The 20,735-nt window shown below is 60.6% G+C and carries 16 protein-coding genes; 3 read left to right on the top strand and 13 right to left on the bottom strand.

The window, feature by feature from the left end:
* Positions 1-7: 7 nt before the first annotated feature.
* From ACZ41T_RS09640 to rpmH, 10 genes are all read right to left on the bottom strand, one after another.
* Positions 8-1,900 carry an ATP-binding cassette domain-containing protein gene (locus ACZ41T_RS09640; RefSeq protein WP_464921182.1) on the bottom strand — a complete coding sequence of 631 codons (1,893 nt, stop codon included), beginning with the start codon at positions 1,898-1,900 and terminating at the stop codon, positions 8-10.
* A gap of 26 nt (positions 1,901-1,926) precedes the next feature.
* On the bottom strand, positions 1,927-2,637 hold the full coding sequence (pxpA, locus tag ACZ41T_RS09635) for a 5-oxoprolinase subunit PxpA (protein WP_464921181.1): 711 nt from the start codon (positions 2,635-2,637) through the stop codon (positions 1,927-1,929).
* Positions 2,634-3,506 carry a 5-oxoprolinase subunit C family protein gene (locus ACZ41T_RS09630; RefSeq protein ID WP_464921180.1) on the bottom strand — a complete coding sequence of 291 codons (873 nt, stop codon included), beginning with the start codon at positions 3,504-3,506 and terminating at the stop codon, positions 2,634-2,636. Before ACZ41T_RS09630 ends, pxpA begins: the two co-directional genes overlap by 4 nt.
* Before the next feature lie 35 nt (positions 3,507-3,541).
* On the bottom strand, positions 3,542-4,243 hold the full coding sequence (pxpB, locus tag ACZ41T_RS09625) for a 5-oxoprolinase subunit PxpB (RefSeq protein ID WP_464921179.1): 702 nt from the start codon (positions 4,241-4,243) through the stop codon (positions 3,542-3,544).
* Positions 4,244-4,360: 117 nt separating this feature from the next.
* Positions 4,361-6,010, bottom strand: coding sequence for a DEAD/DEAH box helicase (locus tag ACZ41T_RS09620; protein ID WP_464921178.1), 1,650 nt, complete (start codon positions 6,008-6,010; stop codon positions 4,361-4,363).
* A gap of 349 nt (positions 6,011-6,359) precedes the next feature.
* Complete coding sequence (locus ACZ41T_RS09615; RefSeq protein WP_464921177.1) at positions 6,360-8,126, bottom strand: ABC transporter ATP-binding protein; 1,767 nt, start codon at positions 8,124-8,126, stop codon at positions 6,360-6,362.
* Positions 8,127-8,204: 78 nt separating this feature from the next.
* Positions 8,205-9,545, bottom strand: coding sequence for a tRNA uridine-5-carboxymethylaminomethyl(34) synthesis GTPase MnmE (gene mnmE / locus ACZ41T_RS09610; RefSeq protein WP_464921176.1), 1,341 nt, complete (start codon positions 9,543-9,545; stop codon positions 8,205-8,207).
* The gene (gene yidC / locus ACZ41T_RS09605; RefSeq protein WP_464921175.1) at positions 9,517-11,157 is read right to left on the bottom strand and encodes a membrane protein insertase YidC; all 1,641 of its coding nucleotides are present in this window, start codon (positions 11,155-11,157) and stop codon (positions 9,517-9,519) included. The genes mnmE and yidC overlap by 29 nt, the downstream gene beginning before the upstream one ends.
* Positions 11,158-11,171: 14 nt before the next feature.
* A complete protein-coding gene (rnpA, locus tag ACZ41T_RS09600; protein ID WP_464921174.1) occupies positions 11,172-11,549 on the bottom strand; it encodes a ribonuclease P protein component in 378 nt (125 codons plus the stop codon).
* A gap of 38 nt (positions 11,550-11,587) precedes the next feature.
* Entirely contained in the window at positions 11,588-11,722 is a 135-nt protein-coding gene (rpmH, locus tag ACZ41T_RS09595) for a 50S ribosomal protein L34 (protein WP_464921173.1), read from the bottom strand.
* A 228-nt stretch (positions 11,723-11,950) separates the two neighbouring features.
* On the opposite strand from rpmH, the gene dnaA reads away from it, so the two are divergent.
* The 3 genes from dnaA (at position 11,951) to gyrB (ending at position 17,116) form a co-directional block, all read left to right on the top strand.
* Positions 11,951-13,297 (top strand): chromosomal replication initiator protein DnaA, encoded by a 1,347-nt coding sequence (dnaA, locus tag ACZ41T_RS09590; protein ID WP_464921172.1) that lies wholly within the window; start codon positions 11,951-11,953, stop codon positions 13,295-13,297.
* A 180-nt stretch (positions 13,298-13,477) separates the two neighbouring features.
* Positions 13,478-14,584 (top strand): DNA polymerase III subunit beta, encoded by a 1,107-nt coding sequence (dnaN, locus tag ACZ41T_RS09585; RefSeq protein WP_464921171.1) that lies wholly within the window; start codon positions 13,478-13,480, stop codon positions 14,582-14,584.
* A gap of 60 nt (positions 14,585-14,644) precedes the next feature.
* Positions 14,645-17,116 (top strand): DNA topoisomerase (ATP-hydrolyzing) subunit B, encoded by a 2,472-nt coding sequence (gene gyrB, locus ACZ41T_RS09580; RefSeq protein ID WP_464921170.1) that lies wholly within the window; start codon positions 14,645-14,647, stop codon positions 17,114-17,116.
* 203 nt (positions 17,117-17,319) lie between these two features.
* On the opposite strand, the gene ACZ41T_RS09575 is transcribed toward gyrB, so the two are convergent.
* Genes ACZ41T_RS09575 through ACZ41T_RS09565 form a run of 3 tightly spaced genes read right to left on the bottom strand, consistent with a single transcriptional unit; the run spans position 17,320 to position 20,735 of the window.
* Entirely contained in the window at positions 17,320-17,715 is a 396-nt protein-coding gene (locus tag ACZ41T_RS09575; protein ID WP_464921169.1) for a hypothetical protein, read from the bottom strand.
* A complete protein-coding gene (gene topA / locus ACZ41T_RS09570) occupies positions 17,712-20,276 on the bottom strand; it encodes a type I DNA topoisomerase (RefSeq protein ID WP_464921168.1) in 2,565 nt (854 codons plus the stop codon). The genes ACZ41T_RS09575 and topA overlap by 4 nt, the downstream gene beginning before the upstream one ends.
* A 12-nt stretch (positions 20,277-20,288) precedes the next feature.
* The gene (locus ACZ41T_RS09565) at positions 20,289-20,735 is read right to left on the bottom strand and encodes a Smg family protein (protein ID WP_464921167.1); all 447 of its coding nucleotides are present in this window, start codon (positions 20,733-20,735) and stop codon (positions 20,289-20,291) included.

Raw genomic sequence — 20,735 nt, 5'->3', positions numbered from 1 at the left:
ATTCGCGCTAACCGGCCTGCTTCGCTTCCAGCGCTTCCCAGCGCGCCAACGCGTCGAGTAATTCGGCCTCGATGACCTCCGTGCGCGCTTGCAGCGCCGCCGCCTGCGGCGGGTCCTGATACAGTGCGGGGTCGGCCAATCGACCTGCAAGCGCCTCCTGCTCGACTTCCAGCGTCTGAATCTGGACCGGCAGGGCCTCAAGTTCGCGCGCTTCCTTGTAACTGAGGCTGGACTTGCCGGCGGGCTTGGGCGATGTAGTCGTCGCTGGGGGCTTGGCGCCGGCCGATTGCTGGGCGGACGTGGCCTGTTGTGCTTTCCACGCCTGCCAGTCGGCATAGCCGCCAACGATCTCGGTCAACTTGCCGTCGCCCTCGAACACGATGGACTGGGTGACGACGTTGTCGAGGAAGGTGCGGTCATGCGAGACGATGAGGACAGTGCCGCTGTACTCCTGCAGCAATTGCTCCAGCAGTTCCAGGGTATCGATGTCAAGGTCGTTGGTCGGCTCGTCCAGCACCAGCAGGTTGGCCGGACGTGCGAACAGCCGCGCCAGCAGCAGCCGGTTGCGCTCGCCGCCCGAGAGTGCCGACACTTTAGCGCGCGCCCGCTCGGCAGGAAACAAGAAGTCTTCCAGGTAGCTGATGACGTGCTTTTTCTGCCCGCCGATTTCGACAAAATCGGAGCCGGGAGAAATCGTGTCGATCAGCGTCGCGTCATCGTTCAGCTGGTTGCGGAATTGGTCGAAATACGCCACCTCGAGCTTGGTGCCCTGCCGGATCTTGCCGGATTGCGGTTGCAGTTCGCCCAGAATCAGGCGGATCAGCGTAGTCTTGCCGGCCCCGTTCGGGCCGAGCAGGCCCAGCTTGTCGCCGCGCAGCAAGACGCCGGAAAAATCGTTGATCAATATTCTGTCATCGTAACCATAAGTCACGTGCTCAAGCTCGGCCACCACCTTGCCGGAACGGTCGCCCGCATCGATCTGGAAGCCGACCTGGCCGGCACGGCCCATGCGCGCCTCACGGGTAAGGCGCAGGGCCTCAAGCCGCCGCACCCGGCCTTCGTCACGACAGCGCCGAGCCTGTACGCCCTTGCGAATCCAGACCTCTTCCTGCTTCCAGAACTTGTCGAATTTGCGGTTATGCACCGCCTCAATTTCGAGCTGTTCGGCTTTTTTTGCCTGATATGCGGTGAAATTACCTTGATATTCGCGTAACTGGCCACGATCCAGTTCGACGATGCGGTTGGCGACGTTGTCCAGAAAGCGCCGGTCGTGGGTGATGAACTGCAGCGCACCCTTGAAGTCCTTGAGCAAGCCCTCCAGCCACTCGATGGCAGAAAAATCAAGGTGGTTGGTGGGTTCGTCCAGTAGCAGTAATTCGGGGTCGGTGACCAAGGCGCGCGCCAGCGCGACGCGCTTCTTGAGCCCGCCGGACAGGGTGTCGACCGCGCGGTCGGCATCCAGGCTCAGGCGCTGTAGCGTTTCCTCCACCCGGCTATTGAGCCGCCACCCGTCGGCCAACTCCAGCTCGTGCGACAACCGCTCGAAGTCGGCGTACACCGTCTCGTCGCCGTCCGCCATCGCATGCGCCACGGCATGGTACTGGGCCAGCAGCGTCTGCGCGGCACCAACGCCTTCGGCCACCGCCTCGAACACCGTATGTCCGGGCTGAAACTGCGGCTCCTGCGGCACATAGGCAAGCTTCAGGGCAGGCTGGCGCCATACGTCCCCGGCATCCGGCGGGTTGATGCCCGCGATGATTTTCAGCAGGCTCGACTTGCCGGTGCCGTTGCGGCCGATCAGGCCGATGCGCTCGCCCGCCTCGACCACCAGCGAGGCGCCGTCAAGGAGGGGCCAGTGGCCATAGGCGAGTTCGAGTCGATCAAAGGTAAGAAGCGGCATAGCGGGTCAAGGGTCAAGGGGCGGCATTATCCACGGTTGAGGGCGGCGTGGACCGCCCGGCCGATATTTAATGCATTGGGGGTATCGCTGTGCAGGCAGATCGTGACAGCCGCGATCCTGCGAGGCATGCCATTCAAGGTGGCGATGGGCAAACCCCGCGCCAGGGCAAGCGCCTGCTGGGCCGCCTCTTCAGGATCGGTCACCAGCGCTTCGCTGGTTTCACGTGAAACCAGCAGGCCGTCGGCCTGATAGCGACGGTCGGCAAAGGCTTCGTCAAGTACAGCCAGGCCGGCTCTGGCACCGGCCGCAATCAATTGCGATCCGGACAGGCCCACCAGCGCCAGCGTCGGATCGAGTGCCGCGACCGCCCGGGCGATCGCCCGAGCCACGCCCACGTCACGCGCCGCCATATTATACAGTGCGCCATGTGGCTTGACGTGCGCCAACCGAAGCCCCAGTCGCCCCGCGTGCTCGGCCAGCGCCTCGGTCTGCTGCGTAACCCATGCTGCAATTTCATCCTCGGTCGCGGCCAGCGGTCGGCGGCCGAAGTGAACGCGATCGGGGTAGCCCGGATGGGCACCCACCGCCACCCCATGAGCGGCCGCCAGCTGCAGTGCGGCGGCCATACTCGCAGCATCGCCAACATGGCCGCCGCAAGCAACAGACACTCGCCCCAGATAGGGCATCAGGCTAGCGTCATCGCAGCCTTCACCGATATCCGCATTGAGTTCGATCATGTCAGCGCCTCGATTTCCCATTGCTCGGTGGCCAGCGCCCGGGCCCGCTCAAGCTCGATGGTGGCAAACCGCACCGCATCGCCCGGCCGAAGTTGTGCAAGTTTCGCCATGTCGGCGGCGATCACCCCGGCAATCACCGGGTAGCCGCCGGTCACCGGCCCGTCCCAGCCCAAAACGATCGGCCGGCCATCCGGCGGCACCTGCACCGCACCCGGCAGCACACCCTGCGATGGCACTTCGGCCCGCGCATACGACACCGCCGGCCCATCCAGCCGCAGACCGCGGCGGTCTGACGCCGCCGCCACCCGATAGTTTCCAGTAAAGAAGGCCAGCAGCCCCGCATCCTCAAACAGACCCACTTGCGGTCCGGCCACCACGCGCAGCGGCTCATCCCGCTCGATGAAGGGTACGCGCGCGCGCAGCAAACGCACTGCCCCCACCTGCGCACCACTTGCCAGCACATCTCCTGCCCGCAGTGCACGACCCCGATAGCCGCCGAATCCAGCCGGTAAAAACGTGCTGCGACTGCCCATCACCGGCGGCACCGCCAGTCCGCCACGCAGCGCCAGCCAGCAGCGGCAACCCGTTTCCACCTGCTCCAGATTCAGGGTTTCTCCCGCCGCCAGAACCAGTGTTTCGCCCCACCCGACCGCCGTGCCGCTGCTACGTGTCGCGGCAAAGCGCGCGCCGGCGAGCGCCACGACGCCCCCACGCGGGAACCGCAGGCTGGGCCCCTTAAGAGTGATTTCCAGTCCCGCCACCGCCGCGTCATTCCCCACCAGGCGATTGGCAGCCCCCAGTGCCGAAGAATCCGCCGCGCCGCCAACGGGCACGCCAAGCGCGCCCCGGCCGGAGCGTCCCTGATCCATCACAAGATCGCAAAGGCCTGCGCTCAGCACCTCGATCATCGCGGCACAAAGCGAACGCGGTCGCCGGGCATCAGCAGGGCGGGTGCAACGCGCTGCGGGTCGAATATGACAGCCGTTGTATGGCCAATGATGTGCCAGCCGCCGGGGCCGCTGGCAGTGTAAATCCCGGTGTACCCCCCGCCGATCGCCACGCTGCCCGTCACCACACGCACTCGCGGTGACGCCCGGCGGGGCGCATGCAGGGCGCAAGGCAGGCCATGCAGGTACGGGAAGCCCGGCTGGAAGCCCAGGAAAGCAACCGAATATTCCACCGCCGCATGGCAGTTTATATAGGCCGCGGCGTCCAGGCCTGCCCGCTCTGCCAATGCCGGCAAATCCGGCCCGGCGGCGCCACCGTACTCGACGACAATTTCATGCAGCGTTCCGCCCATGGTCGGCACGCCGGCCGCGGGCGCGTTCAACGCCGACCGTAAATTTTCCGACAAGCCTGCGCCGCGCCGAAAAATCAGAAACAGGCAGCCATCTGCCGGTATTATGTCTTCTATTTCCGACAACCTCAGTGAGGCCAACGCGACATAACGGGTCAGCGTGGTATCACCGGTTTCCACCCGCAGCCCGCGGTCGCTTATCCAGCGCCAAGTGGAATGGTTTTGCGATGGTGCCCTGATGTCATTTTCCATAAGAATTAACCCGCCTTCCCGCCCTTTGCAGATGCCGCGAGCGCCCGGAGCGTGCATTGTCGCAAAAACAGCATGCCCTTGTGGATGCAGGTTCGCGGCGGCCGCGATTCGAACACATAAAAAAGGGCTCGTGAGAGCCCTTTCTATCTCTATCGCCGGTGACCGTTCGGGCGATTAGTCCTTGAAACGACCCCGCACGCCGACGCGATTGCCGCCGCCGCGGTTTTCATTGCCGGCGCTGCGCGGCTGGCCGGGACGCGCGCTGTTGCCGCGGTCACCGTAGCTGCGGGAGGAGGCGGCTTTGGCTTTGGCCTCGCGTTCGCGCTTTTCCCAGTACTCGACGCTGTTACCGTTGACTTCGGCCTTGGGTGCTCCGTGGACATCGGCACCCCGATAAGCCTCGTTGCGCGGCGGACGGTCGCCATAAGCAGCACGCGGGGCACTGCCAAACGGGCCACGCGGAGCGCTGTCAACGCGGTTGCCGCGCGCGTCGCTATGGGCAGGACGGTCGCCGCCCGGACGCGCGTCGGCACGGTAACCGCGGTCACGATTATCGCGGCTGTCGCCTCTCGGCGGGCGGTCGCCATAGCTGCGCGGTTCGCTGCGCTTGTCGCCAAACCCGCCGCGCGGGCCGGCGTTGCTGCGTGGGCGCCCCGCTGCTGCAGGACGGCCGGAAGTCGGCTTCTGGGTGGGTTCCAGCCCGGGCAGGGTATGGACCTCGATACGGTTGCCGGTGTAGCGCTCGATGTTCTTCACCAGGCCGACTTCGCGCATACCGGCGAAGCTCACCGCGATGCCGGTGCGACCGGCGCGGCCGGTACGGCCGATGCGGTGGACATAATCTTCGGCCTGCCGCGGCAGGTCGAAGTTGATGACATGGCTGATGCCCGCCACGTCGAGGCCGCGCGCGGCGACGTCCGTGGCCACCAGCACGCGGGTACGGCCTTCGCGCAGGCGCTGCAGCGCGCGGTTGCGCTGGCCCTGCTGCATGTCGCCATGCAGCGCGTCGGACGCAAAGCCGCTTTCGGACAGCAGGTCGGAAATTTCCTCGGTGCTGCGTTTGGTCGAGGCGAACACGATGGCCTGGGTCATCTCCACGCCGCGCAGCAGCGCATCGAGCAAACGGTTCTTGTGGTCCATGTTGTCGGCAAACAGCAGCCGCTGCTCGATCTTGGATTCCAGGTGAGGCACTGCTTCGATCTCGATGCGCTGTGCGTCGCGGGTCAGCTCGCGCGCCAGATTGCCCACCACGCCATCGAGCGTGGCCGAGAACAGCAGCGTCTGGCGCTCCTTCGGGCAGCGTGCGGCGATGGCCTTGATGTCATCGACAAAGCCCATGTCGAGCATGCGATCGGCCTCATCGAGAACCAGCACCTCCAGGCGCGAAAAGTCGATCTTTCCACGCTCCAGATGGTCGATCAGGCGACCCGGGGTTGCCACCACCACGTCCACGGGCTGCGACAGGCGCTTCAGCTGTAGCCCATACGGCGAGCCGCCGACCAGGCAGGCGGTGCGGAAACGGCGCATCTCGTTGCCATAAGTGATGGCCGCTTTTTCGACCTGCTGCGCGAGTTCGCGCGTGGGCGTCAGCACCAGCACGCGCGGGCCCATGCCTTTGATCGTCGGCTCGGCCAGCATGCGCTGGATCGACGGCAGCATGAACGCCGCAGTCTTGCCGCTGCCGGTGTGCGACGACACCAGCAGGTCGCGGCCGGTCAGCGCGGCGGGAATCGCCAACTGCTGCACCGGCGTGGCATTTTCGTAGCCCGAAGCCAGCACGGATTTAAGAAGGAGGGGATCTAACCCAAGTTCGGAAAAGCTCATGACAATACCTTTTTAATGCGCTCAAACGCGCAAAACAGACCTGCGCCCGGTTCAATACCGAACAGGCCATAAAATACGAACCGGAAAATAAGCGGCGTTTGGAATATATTAATTCCTGACCGCCCAACGGGTCGCGTCGATCACATCGGCGCCAACCACAAGACTTGTCACTGCCGGCTGTCAGAAACTACCGGAGCACAATAGAGAGGTCGAAGACGATGGGGCTGTGAGAACAGTCCCGAGGCACGGCGGCAAATAAACTTGGCCTGCCCACTGCTGAATGCACAACTCGGCGAAGTATATCAGAAAACTCTGTAATAGCCAGATCCGGTTTCGAATCCAAATGGCCTTAGGCGGGGTGATACAGCTTGTGATACAGGCCGCCGCGGTCGATCAGTTCATCGTGAGCGCCCGCTTCCACCACGCGGCCATTCTCGAACACCAGAATGCGGTCGGCCTGTTTCACCGCCGACAGGCGATGGGCAATGATGAGCGTGGTGCGTCCAGCCAGAAACCCACTCAGCGCCTGATGCAGGCGCTGTTCGGTGTCGGTATCGAGCGCCGAGGTGGCTTCGTCGAGAATGACTATTTTTGGGTCGGCAACGATCATGCGCGCGATCGCCAGACGTTGCCGCTGCCCGCCGGACAGCCGCACACCCTGCCGTCCCACCGCCGTATCCAGCGCATGCGGCAGCTCGGCGATGACGTCCTTCAGCTGGGCAATTTCCAGCGCCTGCCACAGCCTGGCGTCATCGGCCTCGCGCCCCAGCGTCAGATTGGCGCGCACACTATCGTTGAACAGCACCGGGTGCTGCAGCACCACGCCAACGTGCTCACGCACCGTTTCCCAGCCGATCTCGGTCACCGGCGCATCGCCATATAAAATCTTCCCCGACTTCACCGGGTACAGGCCCAGCAGCGCCTGTACCAGGGTCGACTTGCCGCCGCCGGAAGCGCCCACCAGCGCCACTTTCTCGCCTGCCGCCACCACAAGGCTGACGTCATCGAGCACCGTCTCGCCCTCGTCATAGGCAAAACTGACCTGGTCGAGCGTAATACCAACGGTGGGCTGGCCGGCGAAGGGGTCGCGCAGCGCCGGATGCTGCGGTTCGCTGGCGAGACCGAGCAGCGCATTGATCCGCCCCAGCGCGGCATTGGCAGCGTACCAAGCGTACTGCATGTTTACCAGTTCCTGCACCGGTGTCATCATGAACCACAGGTAGCTGAACACCGCCAACATCTCACCGATGGAGAGGTCGGAAAATACCACCATCAGCATCGCTCCGGCGCGGAAGGCGTCGAACCCGGCAAGGAAGATGAAGAAGGAAAACCGGCCCATCGCGTCGGATTTCCAGGCGAATGCCGCAGCGTGCTGTCGGATGTCGGCCGCCTTCTCGCTCACCCGCTCCAGATAATGCTTCTCTCGGTTCATCGCGCGGATCTGGGTCAAGGCATCCAGCGTTTCGGCGAGCGCATCCTGAAACACCTCGAAGGCGCGGTTCTCGAACTTTTTCAGATCCTTCACCCGCTTGCCGAGTCGGGTCGAAAACAGGATCACGACGGGATTCAGTAACAGAATGAACAATGCCAATTGCCAATGCATCCAGAACAACACTGCGGCGACGCCGACCAGTGTCAGCACCGACACCACCAGCCCTGAAACCGAAGCGCCGAGGAAGCTGTCGATGGCGTTCAGATCCGTCACAAAATGCGATGTCACCCGCCCTGCTCCCACCGTCTCGAACTGCGACAGTGCAATGCGCGACAGTCGGTTCAACATGCGTACACGGATCCGATACACCACTTCCTTGGCCAGCAGGGAAAACGTCCGCCCCTGCCACACGTTGAGCAGGATTGCCGTCAGCCGCAAAACCAGCGTCAGCAGCAGCGCCGCACCGATGAACAGCACCGGCCCGTGCCACGCCGCCGGAGACCATGCGCCGATGGTGGCAACCATCTTCCCCGGATGCTGCAGCAGCACCTCATCGACCATCAGCGGCAGCAAAAGCGGTACCGGCACTGCCGCGGCGACCGCCAACAGCGCAATGAAGTTGCCCTGCAGCAGGCGCACGCGATGGGTCTTGAGTTCGTCGGCGATGCCGCGCCAGGTCAGCATGACTGGCAATCCTGAAGGGTTGAATACATTTGAAACATCACAGCTACCACACTCGGGAAAAAGTCCTGCGCGGCCGGTTTACTTGCCAATACAGAACTTGCTAAAAATTTCGCCCAGCAGATCGTCCGCGGTGAATTCGCCGGTAATTTCCGACAAAGCGGCCTGCGCCAGCCGCAGTTCCTCGGCAAACAGCTCGAGCTGCACGGCCCCCGCGCGCGCAGCGACTAAATGGCCCGCAGCACGGCCGAGCGCGTCGAGGTGGCGCGCGCGCGCCATGAATGCACCCTCGCCCACCGCCTGCCAGCCGACCGCTTCAAGCAGCTTTTCGCGTAGCAGCTCGACCCCGGCGCCGGTTTTCGCAGACAACCAGATTTCGTCACCCACCGCGCGCGGTGCATCAAAGGTGACGTCGATCTTGTTGTGGAGGGTCAGCCGTGCCACACCGGGCAGGCATTGCAGGATCGCCTCCTCGCGGTCACCTACACCGTACGCCGCGTCCACCAGGAGCAGGGCCACATCGGCCTTGCCCACCGCGTCCCAGGTGCGGGCGATGCCAATTTTCTCCACTGCATCGTCTGTGTCGCGCAAACCTGCGGTATCGATGATATGGAGCGGCACCCCTTGAATCTGAATCGCCTCGCGCACGGTGTCACGAGTGGTGCCGGCGATCTCGGTGACGATCGCCGCCTCGAACCCGGCCAGCTGGTTCATCAGGCTCGACTTGCCGACATTCGGCTGGCCGATCAGCACCACGGTCAGGCCTTCACGCAGCAACGCGCCCTGCCGGGCCTGCAAACGCACCGCCCGCAGGCTGGCATCGATGGCATCGAGCCGGCCAAAGGCATCGGCGTCGCGCAGAAAATCGATTTCTTCTTCGGGAAAATCCAGCGTGGCCTCGACCAGCACGCGCAAACGGGTCAGCGCCTCGAGCAATTCGGCAATCCGCGCCGAGAAGGCGCCGGCGAGCGAACGCACGGCCGAGCGCGCCGCCTCTCCGGATGCCGCATCGATCAGATCAGCCACCGCCTCGGCTTGCGCCAGATCGAGCTTGCCATTGAGATAGGCGCGGCGGGTGAACTCACCCGGTGCTGCCAAGCGCGCGCCGAGCTCGACGCAACGCTGCAGAACCAGATTCAGCACCACCGGCCCGCCATGCCCCTGCAACTCCAGAACATGCTCGCCGGTAAAGGAGTGCGGCGCAGCAAAATAAAGTGCGATACCCTCGTCAAGCACCTCGCCATCGCGATCGAGAAAGCGGGTAAATGTGGCACGACGCGGCTCGGGCAGGCGCCCCAGTATCGCCGTGGCAAGCGGCGCTATCGCCGCACCCGACACCCGTACCACCCCCACCCCACCGCGTCCTGGGGCGGTGGCAATGGCGGCGATCAGGTCAGGCCTTGCCTGCGGCGGGTTTGTCACCGCCCACGACCTGCCGGTTGATCGCCCACTGCTGCGCGATCGACAGGATGTTATTGACGACCCAATAGAGCACCAGACCCGCCGGGAAAAAGACAAACATCACGGTAAACGCCACCGGCATGATCATCATGATTTTGGCCTGCATCGGATCCATCGGCTGTGGATTCAGCTTGACTTGCAAGATCGAGGTGATGCCCATGATGACGGGCAGGATGTACCACGGATCGGGCGCGGTCAGGTCGGTGATCCAGCCCAGCCAGGGTGCGCCGCGCATTTCGACTGCCGCGAGCAGCACCCAGTAAAGCGCAATGAATACCGGAATCTGAATCACAATGGGCAGGCAGCCGCCAAGCGGATTGATCTTCTCGGTTTTGTACATCTCCGCCATCGACTGATGCAGTTTGGCGCGGTCGTCGCCATAGGTTTCCTTCAGTTTCTGCAGGCGCGGCGTCAGCTTCTTCATCTTGGCCATCGACTTGTAGCCCGCCGCCGACAGCGGATACAGCGCCAGCTTGAGGAGGAAAGTCAAGATGATGATGGCCCAGCCCCAGTTGCCGACCAGTCGCTCGATTTTTTCCAGCGACCAGAAAATCGGGTATGCCAATGGCGTAAGCCAGCCGTAGTCACGCGTAAGATCGAGTCCCGGTGCAGTTTTTTCCAGCGCTGTCTGGGTTTGCGGTCCAGCATACAACGGCACGGTAAAGGTCTTCTGCTGGCCGGGTTCAAGTGTGCCTTCGGCCACAATCACGCCGGCTGAATACAGCCCATCGCCCAAGGCGCGGGTGTAATACTCCCGCTTGACCCCGTTCTCGGGCAACCAGGCCGCGACAAAGTGGTGCTGCACCATGCCGACCCAGCCGTTATCAGCGGTTTTCTCGAAGTCTGCCTTGCCGGACTGAATGTCCTTGAAGGTGACTTTCTTGAATTTCTCGGCATCGGTATAGAAAGCCGGGCCGGTATACGAGTGGATGAAAAAGGATTCCCCGCGCGGTGCTTCGCCGTGGCGGGTGAACTGATAGTAGGGCGTCAAATCGATGGGTTTGGTGCCGCCGTTGGTGACACGGGTTCTGACTTCAACCGCATAACTGCCGCGCTTGAAAATATAATCTTTTTCAACGCGAATTCCGCTGGCGGGGTCGTTCCACACCAGCGGAACTTCCAGTTGCGCAACACCACCGGTCAAGCGATAGGTGCCGGAATTGAGCTGATACACACTGCGGTGCGTCGGCAGATCTTTGCCTACCAGGCCGCTTTGGGCCAGATAAGGCTGCGTCTGATTGTCCTCGAACAGGGTGAGGACCTTATTTTTGTCTTCTGTTTCGTGATACTTCAACAAGTCCAGTTGACGCAGATCGCCGCCGTTGGCATCAATGGTCGCGCGCAAGACATCGGTTTCCACCACGACACGCGCGCCCTTGCCGAAACCGGTTGATGGCGTTGCGGGTGGCACAGTCGCTTTCAAGGCCTCGCTGGGCGCAGGAACGCCTGTGGCCGGTACGCTTGTCGCGGACGGCACGGTTGGCTGTGGCGCACTTTTATCCTGCCACGCTTCCCACAGCAGAAGCAGAGAAAAAGAAAAAACGATAAAAAGAATCAGCCGCTGGTTATCCATGAGACGGGACGCGTTTAGTTGGAGGAGAATTCCGGCGCTGCTTCTCCTGCCGGAGCGGTTGGCCATTTTGCCATGGCCCGGAGACCGGCACGCTTGAAGGTGCGTGACAAATCGCGCGCTTCTTCACCCGGAACCGGCTTGGCGATCAGGCGAACTACAAAATCGCACGCGGGAAGTTCCGGAAAAGCCTGCCTGAAGCTTTCGCGCACGCAGCGCTTGACGCGGTTGCGGTCCACCGCACGCGCAAGCAGGCGTTTGGCAATCACCATTCCCAAACGCGGGTAACCTACCTGATTAGGGCGTGCCATCACCACCACATAATCTGTACGGGCGCGCTGATTGTTGGCAAACACCCGGTCAAAATCGGTTTTTTTTACCAGGCGCGCATCCATGATGCGCACGCGACGCGCCTTGTTGGGCAGCGTGTCGATTAGACAGCCAGACGGGTGCGGCCCTTGGCGCGACGTGCATTGATCACGGCCCGACCCGACTTGGTTTTCATGCGTGCGCGAAAACCGTGCGTGCGCTTGCGACGAACGGTGGAAGGCTGATAAGTACGTTTCATGACTATACCTTTCTGGCAGGTGCCCGCCCGAACCTACCCGCGCAGGACGACCAGACACAAAAAATCTGTTGAAAAACCGCTTATTAAACCCGCTCCGCGGGGGGGATGTCAAGTTCGACTGGTGCTCCTGATAATATCCAGTTCATCGTGCCTGTGGATAACCTCGTCGAAGGAGAGTAAGCTTCGTGTTTGAATCCCTTGCGGCTTTCCGCTTCCCGACACTCGACTATGGATTCTTTCTGGGACCTTTGCCAAGAACGTTTCCGCGCCAATCTGACCCAGCAGCAATTCAGTACGTGGATCAAGCCGCTGGTATTTGAAGATGCGGACGGCAACGTGCGCATTCTAGCGCCCAATCATTTCGTGATGGACTGGGTGCGCGAGAAATTTGCCGAACACATCGATAGCTGGGCGATTGAGTTTTACACACACCCGGTCGCCATCACCTATGCGTTGAGAAAAAAACCAAGCGCCCCCCGTCCGTCGTCCCCTGCTTCGATCGCTACGGCACCCGCCACCGTTGCGCCGACCAGCGCCGTTGTGCCAGACCAGATAGGCCTACGCATCAACCCCGGGTTCAATTTCGACAACTTCGTCTCTGGGCGCGCCAACCAATTGGCGCGTGCCGCCGCGCTGCAAATATCCAATAATCCCGGTATTGCCTATAATCCGCTATTTGTTTATGGTGGGGTGGGTCTGGGCAAAACCCACCTGTTGCAAGCCATCGGCAACACCGTGCGCCAAGCCAACCCCAACGCTCGCATCAGTTATATCCATGCCAATGATTATGTGGACGATGTGGTCAAAGCCTACCTTAACAAACAATTCGACAACCTGAAACGGCGCTACATGTCGCTGGACTTGTTGCTGATCGACGATATCCAGTTCCTCGCCAAAAAAGATCGTACCCAGGAAGAGTTTTTCTACGTTTTCAACTCGCTGATTGAAAACAAAAAACAAATCGTCATTACTTGCGACACCTTCCCAAAGGAAATCAGTGGCCTGGACGACCGGCTCAAATCACGCTTCGCCTGGGGCCTAACGGTTGCCGTCGAGCCGCCGGAACTGGAAATGCGGGTGGCCATTCTGCTTGCCAAGGCGCAGGCGGAAAATATCAAACTTGACGAAAATGTCGCTTTCTTCATCGCCAAGCAGGTGCGTTCCAATGTGCGTGAACTGGAAGGCGCCCTGAAACGGGTGATCGCTTTTTCGCGCTTTCATGAAAAACCCATTACGCTGGAACTGGTAAAAGAGGCGTTACGCGACCTCATCGCCTCGACCTCGCGCATGGTCTCGATTGAAAACATCCAGAAAACGGTTGCCGATTTTTACAAGATCAAGGTCGCCGACATGTTTTGCAAAAAACGCACACGCAACCTGGCACGGCCCCGCCAGATCGCGATGGCACTGGCAAAAGAACTCACTAACCAGAGCCTGCCGGAAATCGGCGAGTCGTTCGGCGGCCGCGACCACACCACGGTCATCCACGCCTGCCGCAAAGTAGCCGAGCTGCGCGAGACACAAGCCGACATCGGACGCGATTATCTGGTGTTACTACAAAGCCTGACTGGCTGAGGATGAAATGTGGATAAAGCATGTGAAGCGGGGGGCATAGAAAAAATCATCCCCACCTGTCCCACTCTGCCAAGGCGTTGTCCACACCCAAAAACCAATAACAAGCGGTTGTTTTTATTAGGTAAAAAAGCTTATCCCCAGTTTTAGACCGCCTTTATTATGATTCTCAGGAATATATAAATGCTATTAATACAAAGCGAACGCAACGCTCTTTTGGCTGCTCTCACCGCTGTGGTTGGCGTCGTCGAGCGACGTCATACCTTGCCGATCCTGTCCAATTTTCTGCTCGAGAAAAAAGGCGGCAAGTTGACCGTGCTGGCCACCGATCTGGAACTACAGGTGAGCACCCAGCTGGAAACCACGGATGCAGGCGAAGACTTTGCAATCACCATTGCTGCGCGCAAGCTGTTTGACATCGTACGAGCGCTTCCAGACGCCGCCAAGCTCAAGCTCGACACCAAGGATAGCCAGGTTGTGGTAAGTGCGGGCAAGTCGCGTTTTACCCTGCAAACGCTTCCAGCCGCGGATTTTCCTCGGGTAGAAACAGGAGCGGCGTTGGGCGAAGCCATCCGGCTGCCGCAAAAAACCTTGAAACACTTGTTGCAACTGGTGCAGTTCGCCATGGCAAGCCAGGACATCCGGTATTACCTCAACGGCATGTTGTTGGTACTGGACGGCAAGCAATTGCGCGTGGTCGCCACCGATGGTCATCGTCTGAGCTATGCGGAAACCGCACTGGAAACCGAAGCCGAGGGGCGCGAAGTCATCATCCCGCGCAAGACCGTGATCGAACTTTCCAAACTTTTGGGCGATGTGGAGGATCCGGTCGAACTGCGTATCGGCGCCAACCAGGTCACCATCACCTTGCCGGCTACCGAGTTGGTGACCAAGGTGGTTGACGGCAAATTTCCCGACTACCATCGTGTCATCCCGGCCAGCCAGCCGCGCCACCTCAAGGCCAATCGACTGAGCGTGATTCAGGCCCTGCAACGGGCGGCGATTCTCTCCAATGAGAAATTCCGCGGCGTGCGCCTGGTGATGAGTGAGAATACATTGGGCATCGTCTGCAACAACAACGAACAGGAAGAAGCGGCCGACGAAATCGAAGTTAGTTACGATGGCGATCCGCTGGATGTCGGCTTCAACGTAACTTATCTGCTTGATGGCCTGGGCGCGCTCAATAGCGAAGAAATCACCCTATCGCTGGGCGACGCCAACAGCAGCATGCTGCTGACCAGTGAAGATGAAGCAGGTTTCAAGTACGTCGTGATGCCGATGAGAATTTAATCGCGTATCCGAGCCGGAAGATTTCTCTTCAAACTTTATGCAACAGCCGACAGGAACACCATGAGCGACAAGCCCGAAAACGCGAAGCCCGATAACTCGAATGGCGGTTACGACGAAGACAGCATTCAGCAGCTGGAAGGTCTGGAAGCGGTGCGTAAGCGGCCCGGCATGTACATAGGCGATACCTCCGACGGCACCGGCTTGCATCACATGGTGTTCGAAGTGATGGACAACGCCATTGATGAGGCGCTGGCCGGCTATTGCGACGATATCAAGGTCATTATCCACCCAGACAACTCCATCTCGGTTACCGACAATGGGCGCGGCATACCGGTCGGCATCAAGTTCGACGACAAGCATGAGCCCAGGCGCAGCGCGGCAGAAATTGTCATGACGGTGTTGCACGCCGGCGGCAAGTTCAACCAGAACAGTTACAAAGTGTCGGGAGGGCTGCATGGCGTTGGCGTGTCGTGTGTCAACGGCCTGTCGAAATGGCTGAAGCTGATCGTTCGCCGCGATGGCAAGAAACACCTGATGGAATTCAATCGCGGCAAGATCGTAAATCGAGAAATCGAAACCCAGAAAGGAGTCGAGGTTTCTCCGATGAAAATCGTCGGCGACACGGAAAATAGCGGTACAGAAGTGCACTTTTTAGCCGACGATGAAATTTTCGGCAACGTGGAATTTCACTACGATATTCTTGCCAAGCGCATTCGTGAGTTGTCGTTTCTTAACAATGGCGTGAAGATCGAGTTGATCGATCATCGCGACGGAAAGAGTGAGAACTTCGCACATTCTGGCGGCGTCAAGGGCTTCGTCGAATATATCAACCGGGTTAAAACGGTGTTGCATCCCAAGATATTCAGCGCAATTGGCGAAAAGGACGGCATGACCGTTGAAGTCGCCATGCAGTGGAACGACAGCTATTCCGAAACGGTGCAGTGCTTCACCAACAATATCCCGCAACGCGATGGCGGCAGCCATCTGACTGGCCTGCGCATGGCGATGACGCGGGTATTGAATAAATACATCGAAGAAAACGAGCTGGCAAAAAAAGCCAAGGTCGAAACTACCGGTGACGATATGCGCGAAGGCTTATCTTGCGTGCTGTCGGTCAAGGTTCCCGATCCAAAATTCTCGTCGCAGACCAAGGACAAGCTGGTGTCCAGCGAAGTGCAGCCGGTAGTGCAGGAAATCGTCGGACAGAAGCTTGCAGAATTTCTGCAGGAAAACCCCAGTGACGCCAAAATTGTGTGTGGCAAGATTATCGATGCCGCCCGTGCGCGCGACGCCGCGCGTAAGGCGCGAGAAATTACGCGCCGCAAAGGCGTCATGGACGGGTTGGGCCTGCCCGGAAAGCTGGCCGACTGCCAGGAAAAAGACCCCTCGCTGTGCGAAATTTACCTGGTTGAAGGCGATTCGGCCGGCGGCTCGGCCAAGCAGGGACGCGATCGCAAGTTTCAGGCTATTCTGCCGCTCAAGGGTAAGATCCTCAACGTCGAGCGCGCACGCTTCGACAAGGTCATCGGCAGCCAGGAGATCGCCACCCTGATCACTGCGCTCGGCACCAGCATCGGCAAGGACGATTACAACCCCGACAAGCTGCGCTACCACCGCATCATCATCATGACTGACGCCGACGTCGATGGCGCGCATATCCGTACCCTGCTGCTGACTTTTTTCTATCGCCAGATGCCGGAGCTGGTCGAGCGCGGCCACATATATATCGCCCAGCCACCGCTGTACAAAGTCAAGCACGGGCGGTCCGAACGCTACATCAAGGATGAACACGCGTTCAAGGAACACCTGATGGCCGAGGCGATGAAAGACGCCGAACTGACCCCGATGGATGGCGCCATGCCGATTGTGGGGGAAGCACTGGAAGCGCTGGCGCGCGAATACTTCCTTGCCGAGGCTGTATGCGAACGCCTGGCACGCCTGCTACCCAACGACGTGCTGCAGGCCTTAATGCGAATTTCGCGTTTGAGTCTGGAAGACAGTGGCGCCGCCATGCAGAGCGAGGCGAGCCTGGGCGCTGCGCTGGATGCGCAGAAATATGAAATAGCTGCCGAATTCATCAGTGAAACTGACAGTCATCGTCTGCGTATCACCCGTCATTCGCATGGCAATACCTATGTCAATTTCCTTGAGGCGGATCTGCTCGAATCTGGCGATTACAACCAGCTTGTCAAGGTTGGCGATCTGTTGCGCGATCTGATAGGCCAGGGTGCTCGTGCCAAGCGGGGCGAGAAGGAAATGCCGGTGCAAAGTTTCCGCGAGGCCATGGACTTTTTCCTGGCCGAGGTCAAACGCGGAATGAGCATCCAGCGCTACAAGGGTCTGGGGGAAATGAACCCTGCACAGTTATGGGAAACCACCATGGACCCCAAGGTGCGCCGGTTGATGAAAGTGCAGATCGAGGATGTGATTTCAGCCGACCAGATTTTTACCACACTGATGGGAGACGAAGTCGAGCCGCGCCGCGCTTTCATCGAGACAAACGCCCTTGGCGTGCGCAACCTGGACGTATGATCCTGTAGTTTCGCTGTGTCCGTTTAACCCCTGTGTCCATCTGACGTCCCCTTTTCTTCATGAAAAGGTGTCAACTCAGTTCAGGACGGGTCACAAATGAAGACGCCAGAAGCAGGGGCAGGATGACTAAACGCAGCATGATCGATCGTCTCCACAGAAGGCGGAGGTTTAATGGGCAACCCCAATAAAAGTTTAATTCCGGTTCAAGGTGGCGCGGTGTTGCCAAGCCAGGCCCGCAGGGTGGTGCGCAGTTGTTCTTCCTGAACCGGCAGGGAGAAGGCGGCGTCGATGCGGAGACGGGCGCTGACTTTGTCCAGCACAGCCTGGTGAGCCGTTTCATAAAAAACCAGGATACGGGTATTCGGTATGCTTTGCGCCGTGGCCAGCAGGGATTCGAGGTTGGAGAGGCGGTCGCGGAAATCGGCCTGGTGGTAAAAATCAGCCACGATCACGGCGGGCGGCGTTTTGCGCACCAGACTGATGGCACGGCGCTCCGACCATTCGGTAACGACTGCGTACCCCAGTTCCTGATACAGTTTTTTGTAGCTGGCCGTGCCGATGAAGGCATTAACCATGAGCAGGATGGGGGGCGAACTCATACGGAGGTTTTTTTGCTGGCGGGCTTTTTGACGATGGTTTTTTTGGTGGCCGCCTTTTTAACGGCGGGTTTTTTCGCTGCGGCCGCATCGGCGGCTTTTGGTTTCTTCGCCGCCGCGGGTTTGGTGGCGGCCTTTTTTACTGGTTTCTTGACCGGCCCTTTGGCGACGCGCGCGGCGATCAGCTCGAGCGCCTCGTCCAGGGTGATCTCTTCCGGCGTAATGTCCTTGGGCAGGGTGGCGTTGGTGCTGCCGTGCTTCACGTAGGGGCCATAGCGGCCGCTGCGCACGGTGATGTCCTTGCCATCCTCCGGGTGCGGGCCAAGGTTTTTCAGCAGCGAGGCGGCTGAATCGGCACCGCGCGGCGCGCGCTCCATCACCAGCACTTCGAGTGCACGCGGCAGGTCGATTTCATACACGCTGTCGGTCTTGGGAATCGACTTGAACTTGTCGTCGTGCAGCAGATAGGGGCCGAAACGACCGTTGTTGGCGACGATCGGCAGGCCGGTAACCGGGTGATGGCCGACCTCGCGCGGCAGCGAGAGGAATTTCAGCGCCAGTTCAAGTGTCGCGTTTTCCAGCGGGATTTCCTTCGGCCACGACGCGCGGCGAGGCTTCGGCGCCTTCTTGTCCTCCGGCATCTCGCCGATCTGCACATAGGGACCGAAGCGGCCGGAAAGCAGCTTGACATCGAGCCCGCTGGCCGGGTCCTGGCCCAGGATGTTGTCGCCCTCCGCGGTGGCCGCATGCAGCGGCCGTGTGTAATCGCATTCCGGGTAGCCGGAACAGCCAATAAAGAGGCCGCGCTTGCTTGCCTGCATGAACAGCGGTTTGCCGCACTTGGGGCAGGCCTCCGAAATCGGGCAGCCGCGCTCGACGCTCTGCTTGGCTTTGAGGTCGCCGTCGAATGCGCCCCAGAACTCGCCCAACAGGCCCGTCCACTCGCGCTTGCCATTCGACACATCGTCAAGCTTGTCTTCCAGTCTGGCGGTGAAGTCGTAGTCGACGTAGTGGCCGAAATGACGGGTAAGGAAGCAGTTGACCAGCCGGCCGACATCGGTCGGCTGGAAGCGCTTCTTTTCCAGCACTACATATTCGCGGTCCTGCAGGGTGGAAATGATGCTGGCATAGGTGGACGGGCGGCCGATGCCGTATTCCTCCAGTACCTTCACCAGGCTGGCTTCGGTGTAGCGCGGCGGCGGCTGGGTGAAGTGCTGTTCGCCGTAGAGCCTGTCGACCGGCAGGGTTTCGTCCTCGATCAGCGCGGGCAGCTTGGACTCCGCCTCTTCCTCATCGTCCTGGTAGACGGCAAGAAAACCGGCGAACGCCAGCGTCTGCCCGGTTGCGCGGAAGGTGCCTTCGCCCACCGTGATGTCGGCGGCAACGGTGTCGAACTGCGCCGGTGTCATCTGGCAGGCGACGGTGCGCTTCCAGATCAGTTCGTAGAGCCGTGCCTGGTCGGGTGAAAGAAATGGCTTGACCGCTTCCGGCGTGCGGACCACCGCGGTCGGACGCACGGCTTCGTGGGCTTCCTGCGCGTTCTTGGTTTTGGCCCTGTAGGCAATGGCGGCTGGCGGCAGGTAATCTTTTTCGAAGTTGGCGCCCACATACTTGCGGATGTCGGTGATTGCTTCCTGCGCCAGATTGACCGAGTCGGTCCGCATGTAGGTGATAAGGCCGACCGGGCCTTCGCCGAGGTCGATGCCTTCATACAACTGCTGCGCGGTGCGCATCACGCGGTCGGTGGTCATGCCAAGCTGGCGCACCCCGGCCTGCTGCAGCGTCGAGGTGGTGAACGGGGCGCCGGGATGGCGCGCGCGGCGCTTCTTTTCGATGCGCATCACCGTGGCATCGCGGCCCTCCAGCATCGCCAGCCATTCCGTGCTGCGCGCTTCGTGCTCGACCGTGAACTGCTCGATCTTTTCGCCCTTGAAGTGAGTGAGCTTGGCCATGAAGGCCTGCGCGCCCTTGTGGGTATCGAGATGCAGCGTCCAGTATTCGCGCGGCACGAAAGCCTCGATCTCCAGCTCGCGCTCGACGATCATGCGCAGGGCGGGCGACTGCACGCGGCCGGCGCTCAAACCGGGGCTGATCTTGCGCCACAGCAGTGGCGACAGGTTGAAGCCCACCAGATAGTCCAGCGCACGGCGTGCCTGCTGTGCGTTGACCAGGTCGGTCGCGATCTCGCGCGGATTGCGCACCGCGTCCTGGACGGCGGATTCGGTGATCTCGTAAAACGCCACCCGCTTCATCGGCGTCTTGACCTTGCGCTCCTTGAGGATTTCGCTGATATGCCAGGAAATCGCCTCGCCTTCGCGGTCCGGGTCGGTTGCCAGCAGCACTTCGTCGGCCTTTTTGGCGGCCTTGACGATGGCCTCGACGTGTTTGGCGTTGCGCTCGATGACCTGGTATTTCATGGTGAAATTTTCGGTATCGATCGCGCCGGTTTTCGGCTCCAGGTCGCGTACGTGACCGTAGCTGGCGAGGATGTCGTAGTCGGCGCCGAGGTATTTTTTCAGCGTTTTGGATTTGGACGGCGATTCGACGATGACGAGTTTGGACATGGTTTTACTTTATTAATGTAGACGTCCTGGCTCGTGGTTCAGCAGCATGTCTTCCAGGTGGGTGAAATGTTCGATCAGTCCGCGGCTCCACAGCACGATCAGGGTCATCCAGCGCACGTGGTCGGGTTCGATGTCTTCGCCGCCCAGCGCCATCAGGCCGGAAATCACCCATTCGCGCGATTCGGGGTCGAGTACCTGCGCGCAGACCAGGTAGGTCAGTTCGTTGCGGCAGGCGTCGTTCAGGCGCTCCAGCTCCTCGGGCGCGTAATGACGGTCGAAGGCCAGTGCCAGCCGTTCGTGGGTGGCGCTGCCGGAGAGGTTGGCGTACCAGTCGAGCGCGGCGTTGATGTCGGCTTCTTCGAAACCGGCGGCAAACAGGCGCTTTTCCAGCGCGTCGCGGTCGGGCGCCAGTTCCGCCATGCGGAAGCTTTCGTAGAGGTAAACCAGGATGTCGAGCAT

Source organism: Thiobacillus thiophilus (assembly GCF_055378705.1).
The sequence above is the reverse complement of the archived record's forward strand: the minus strand, read 5'-3'. Positions and strand labels throughout refer to the sequence as shown.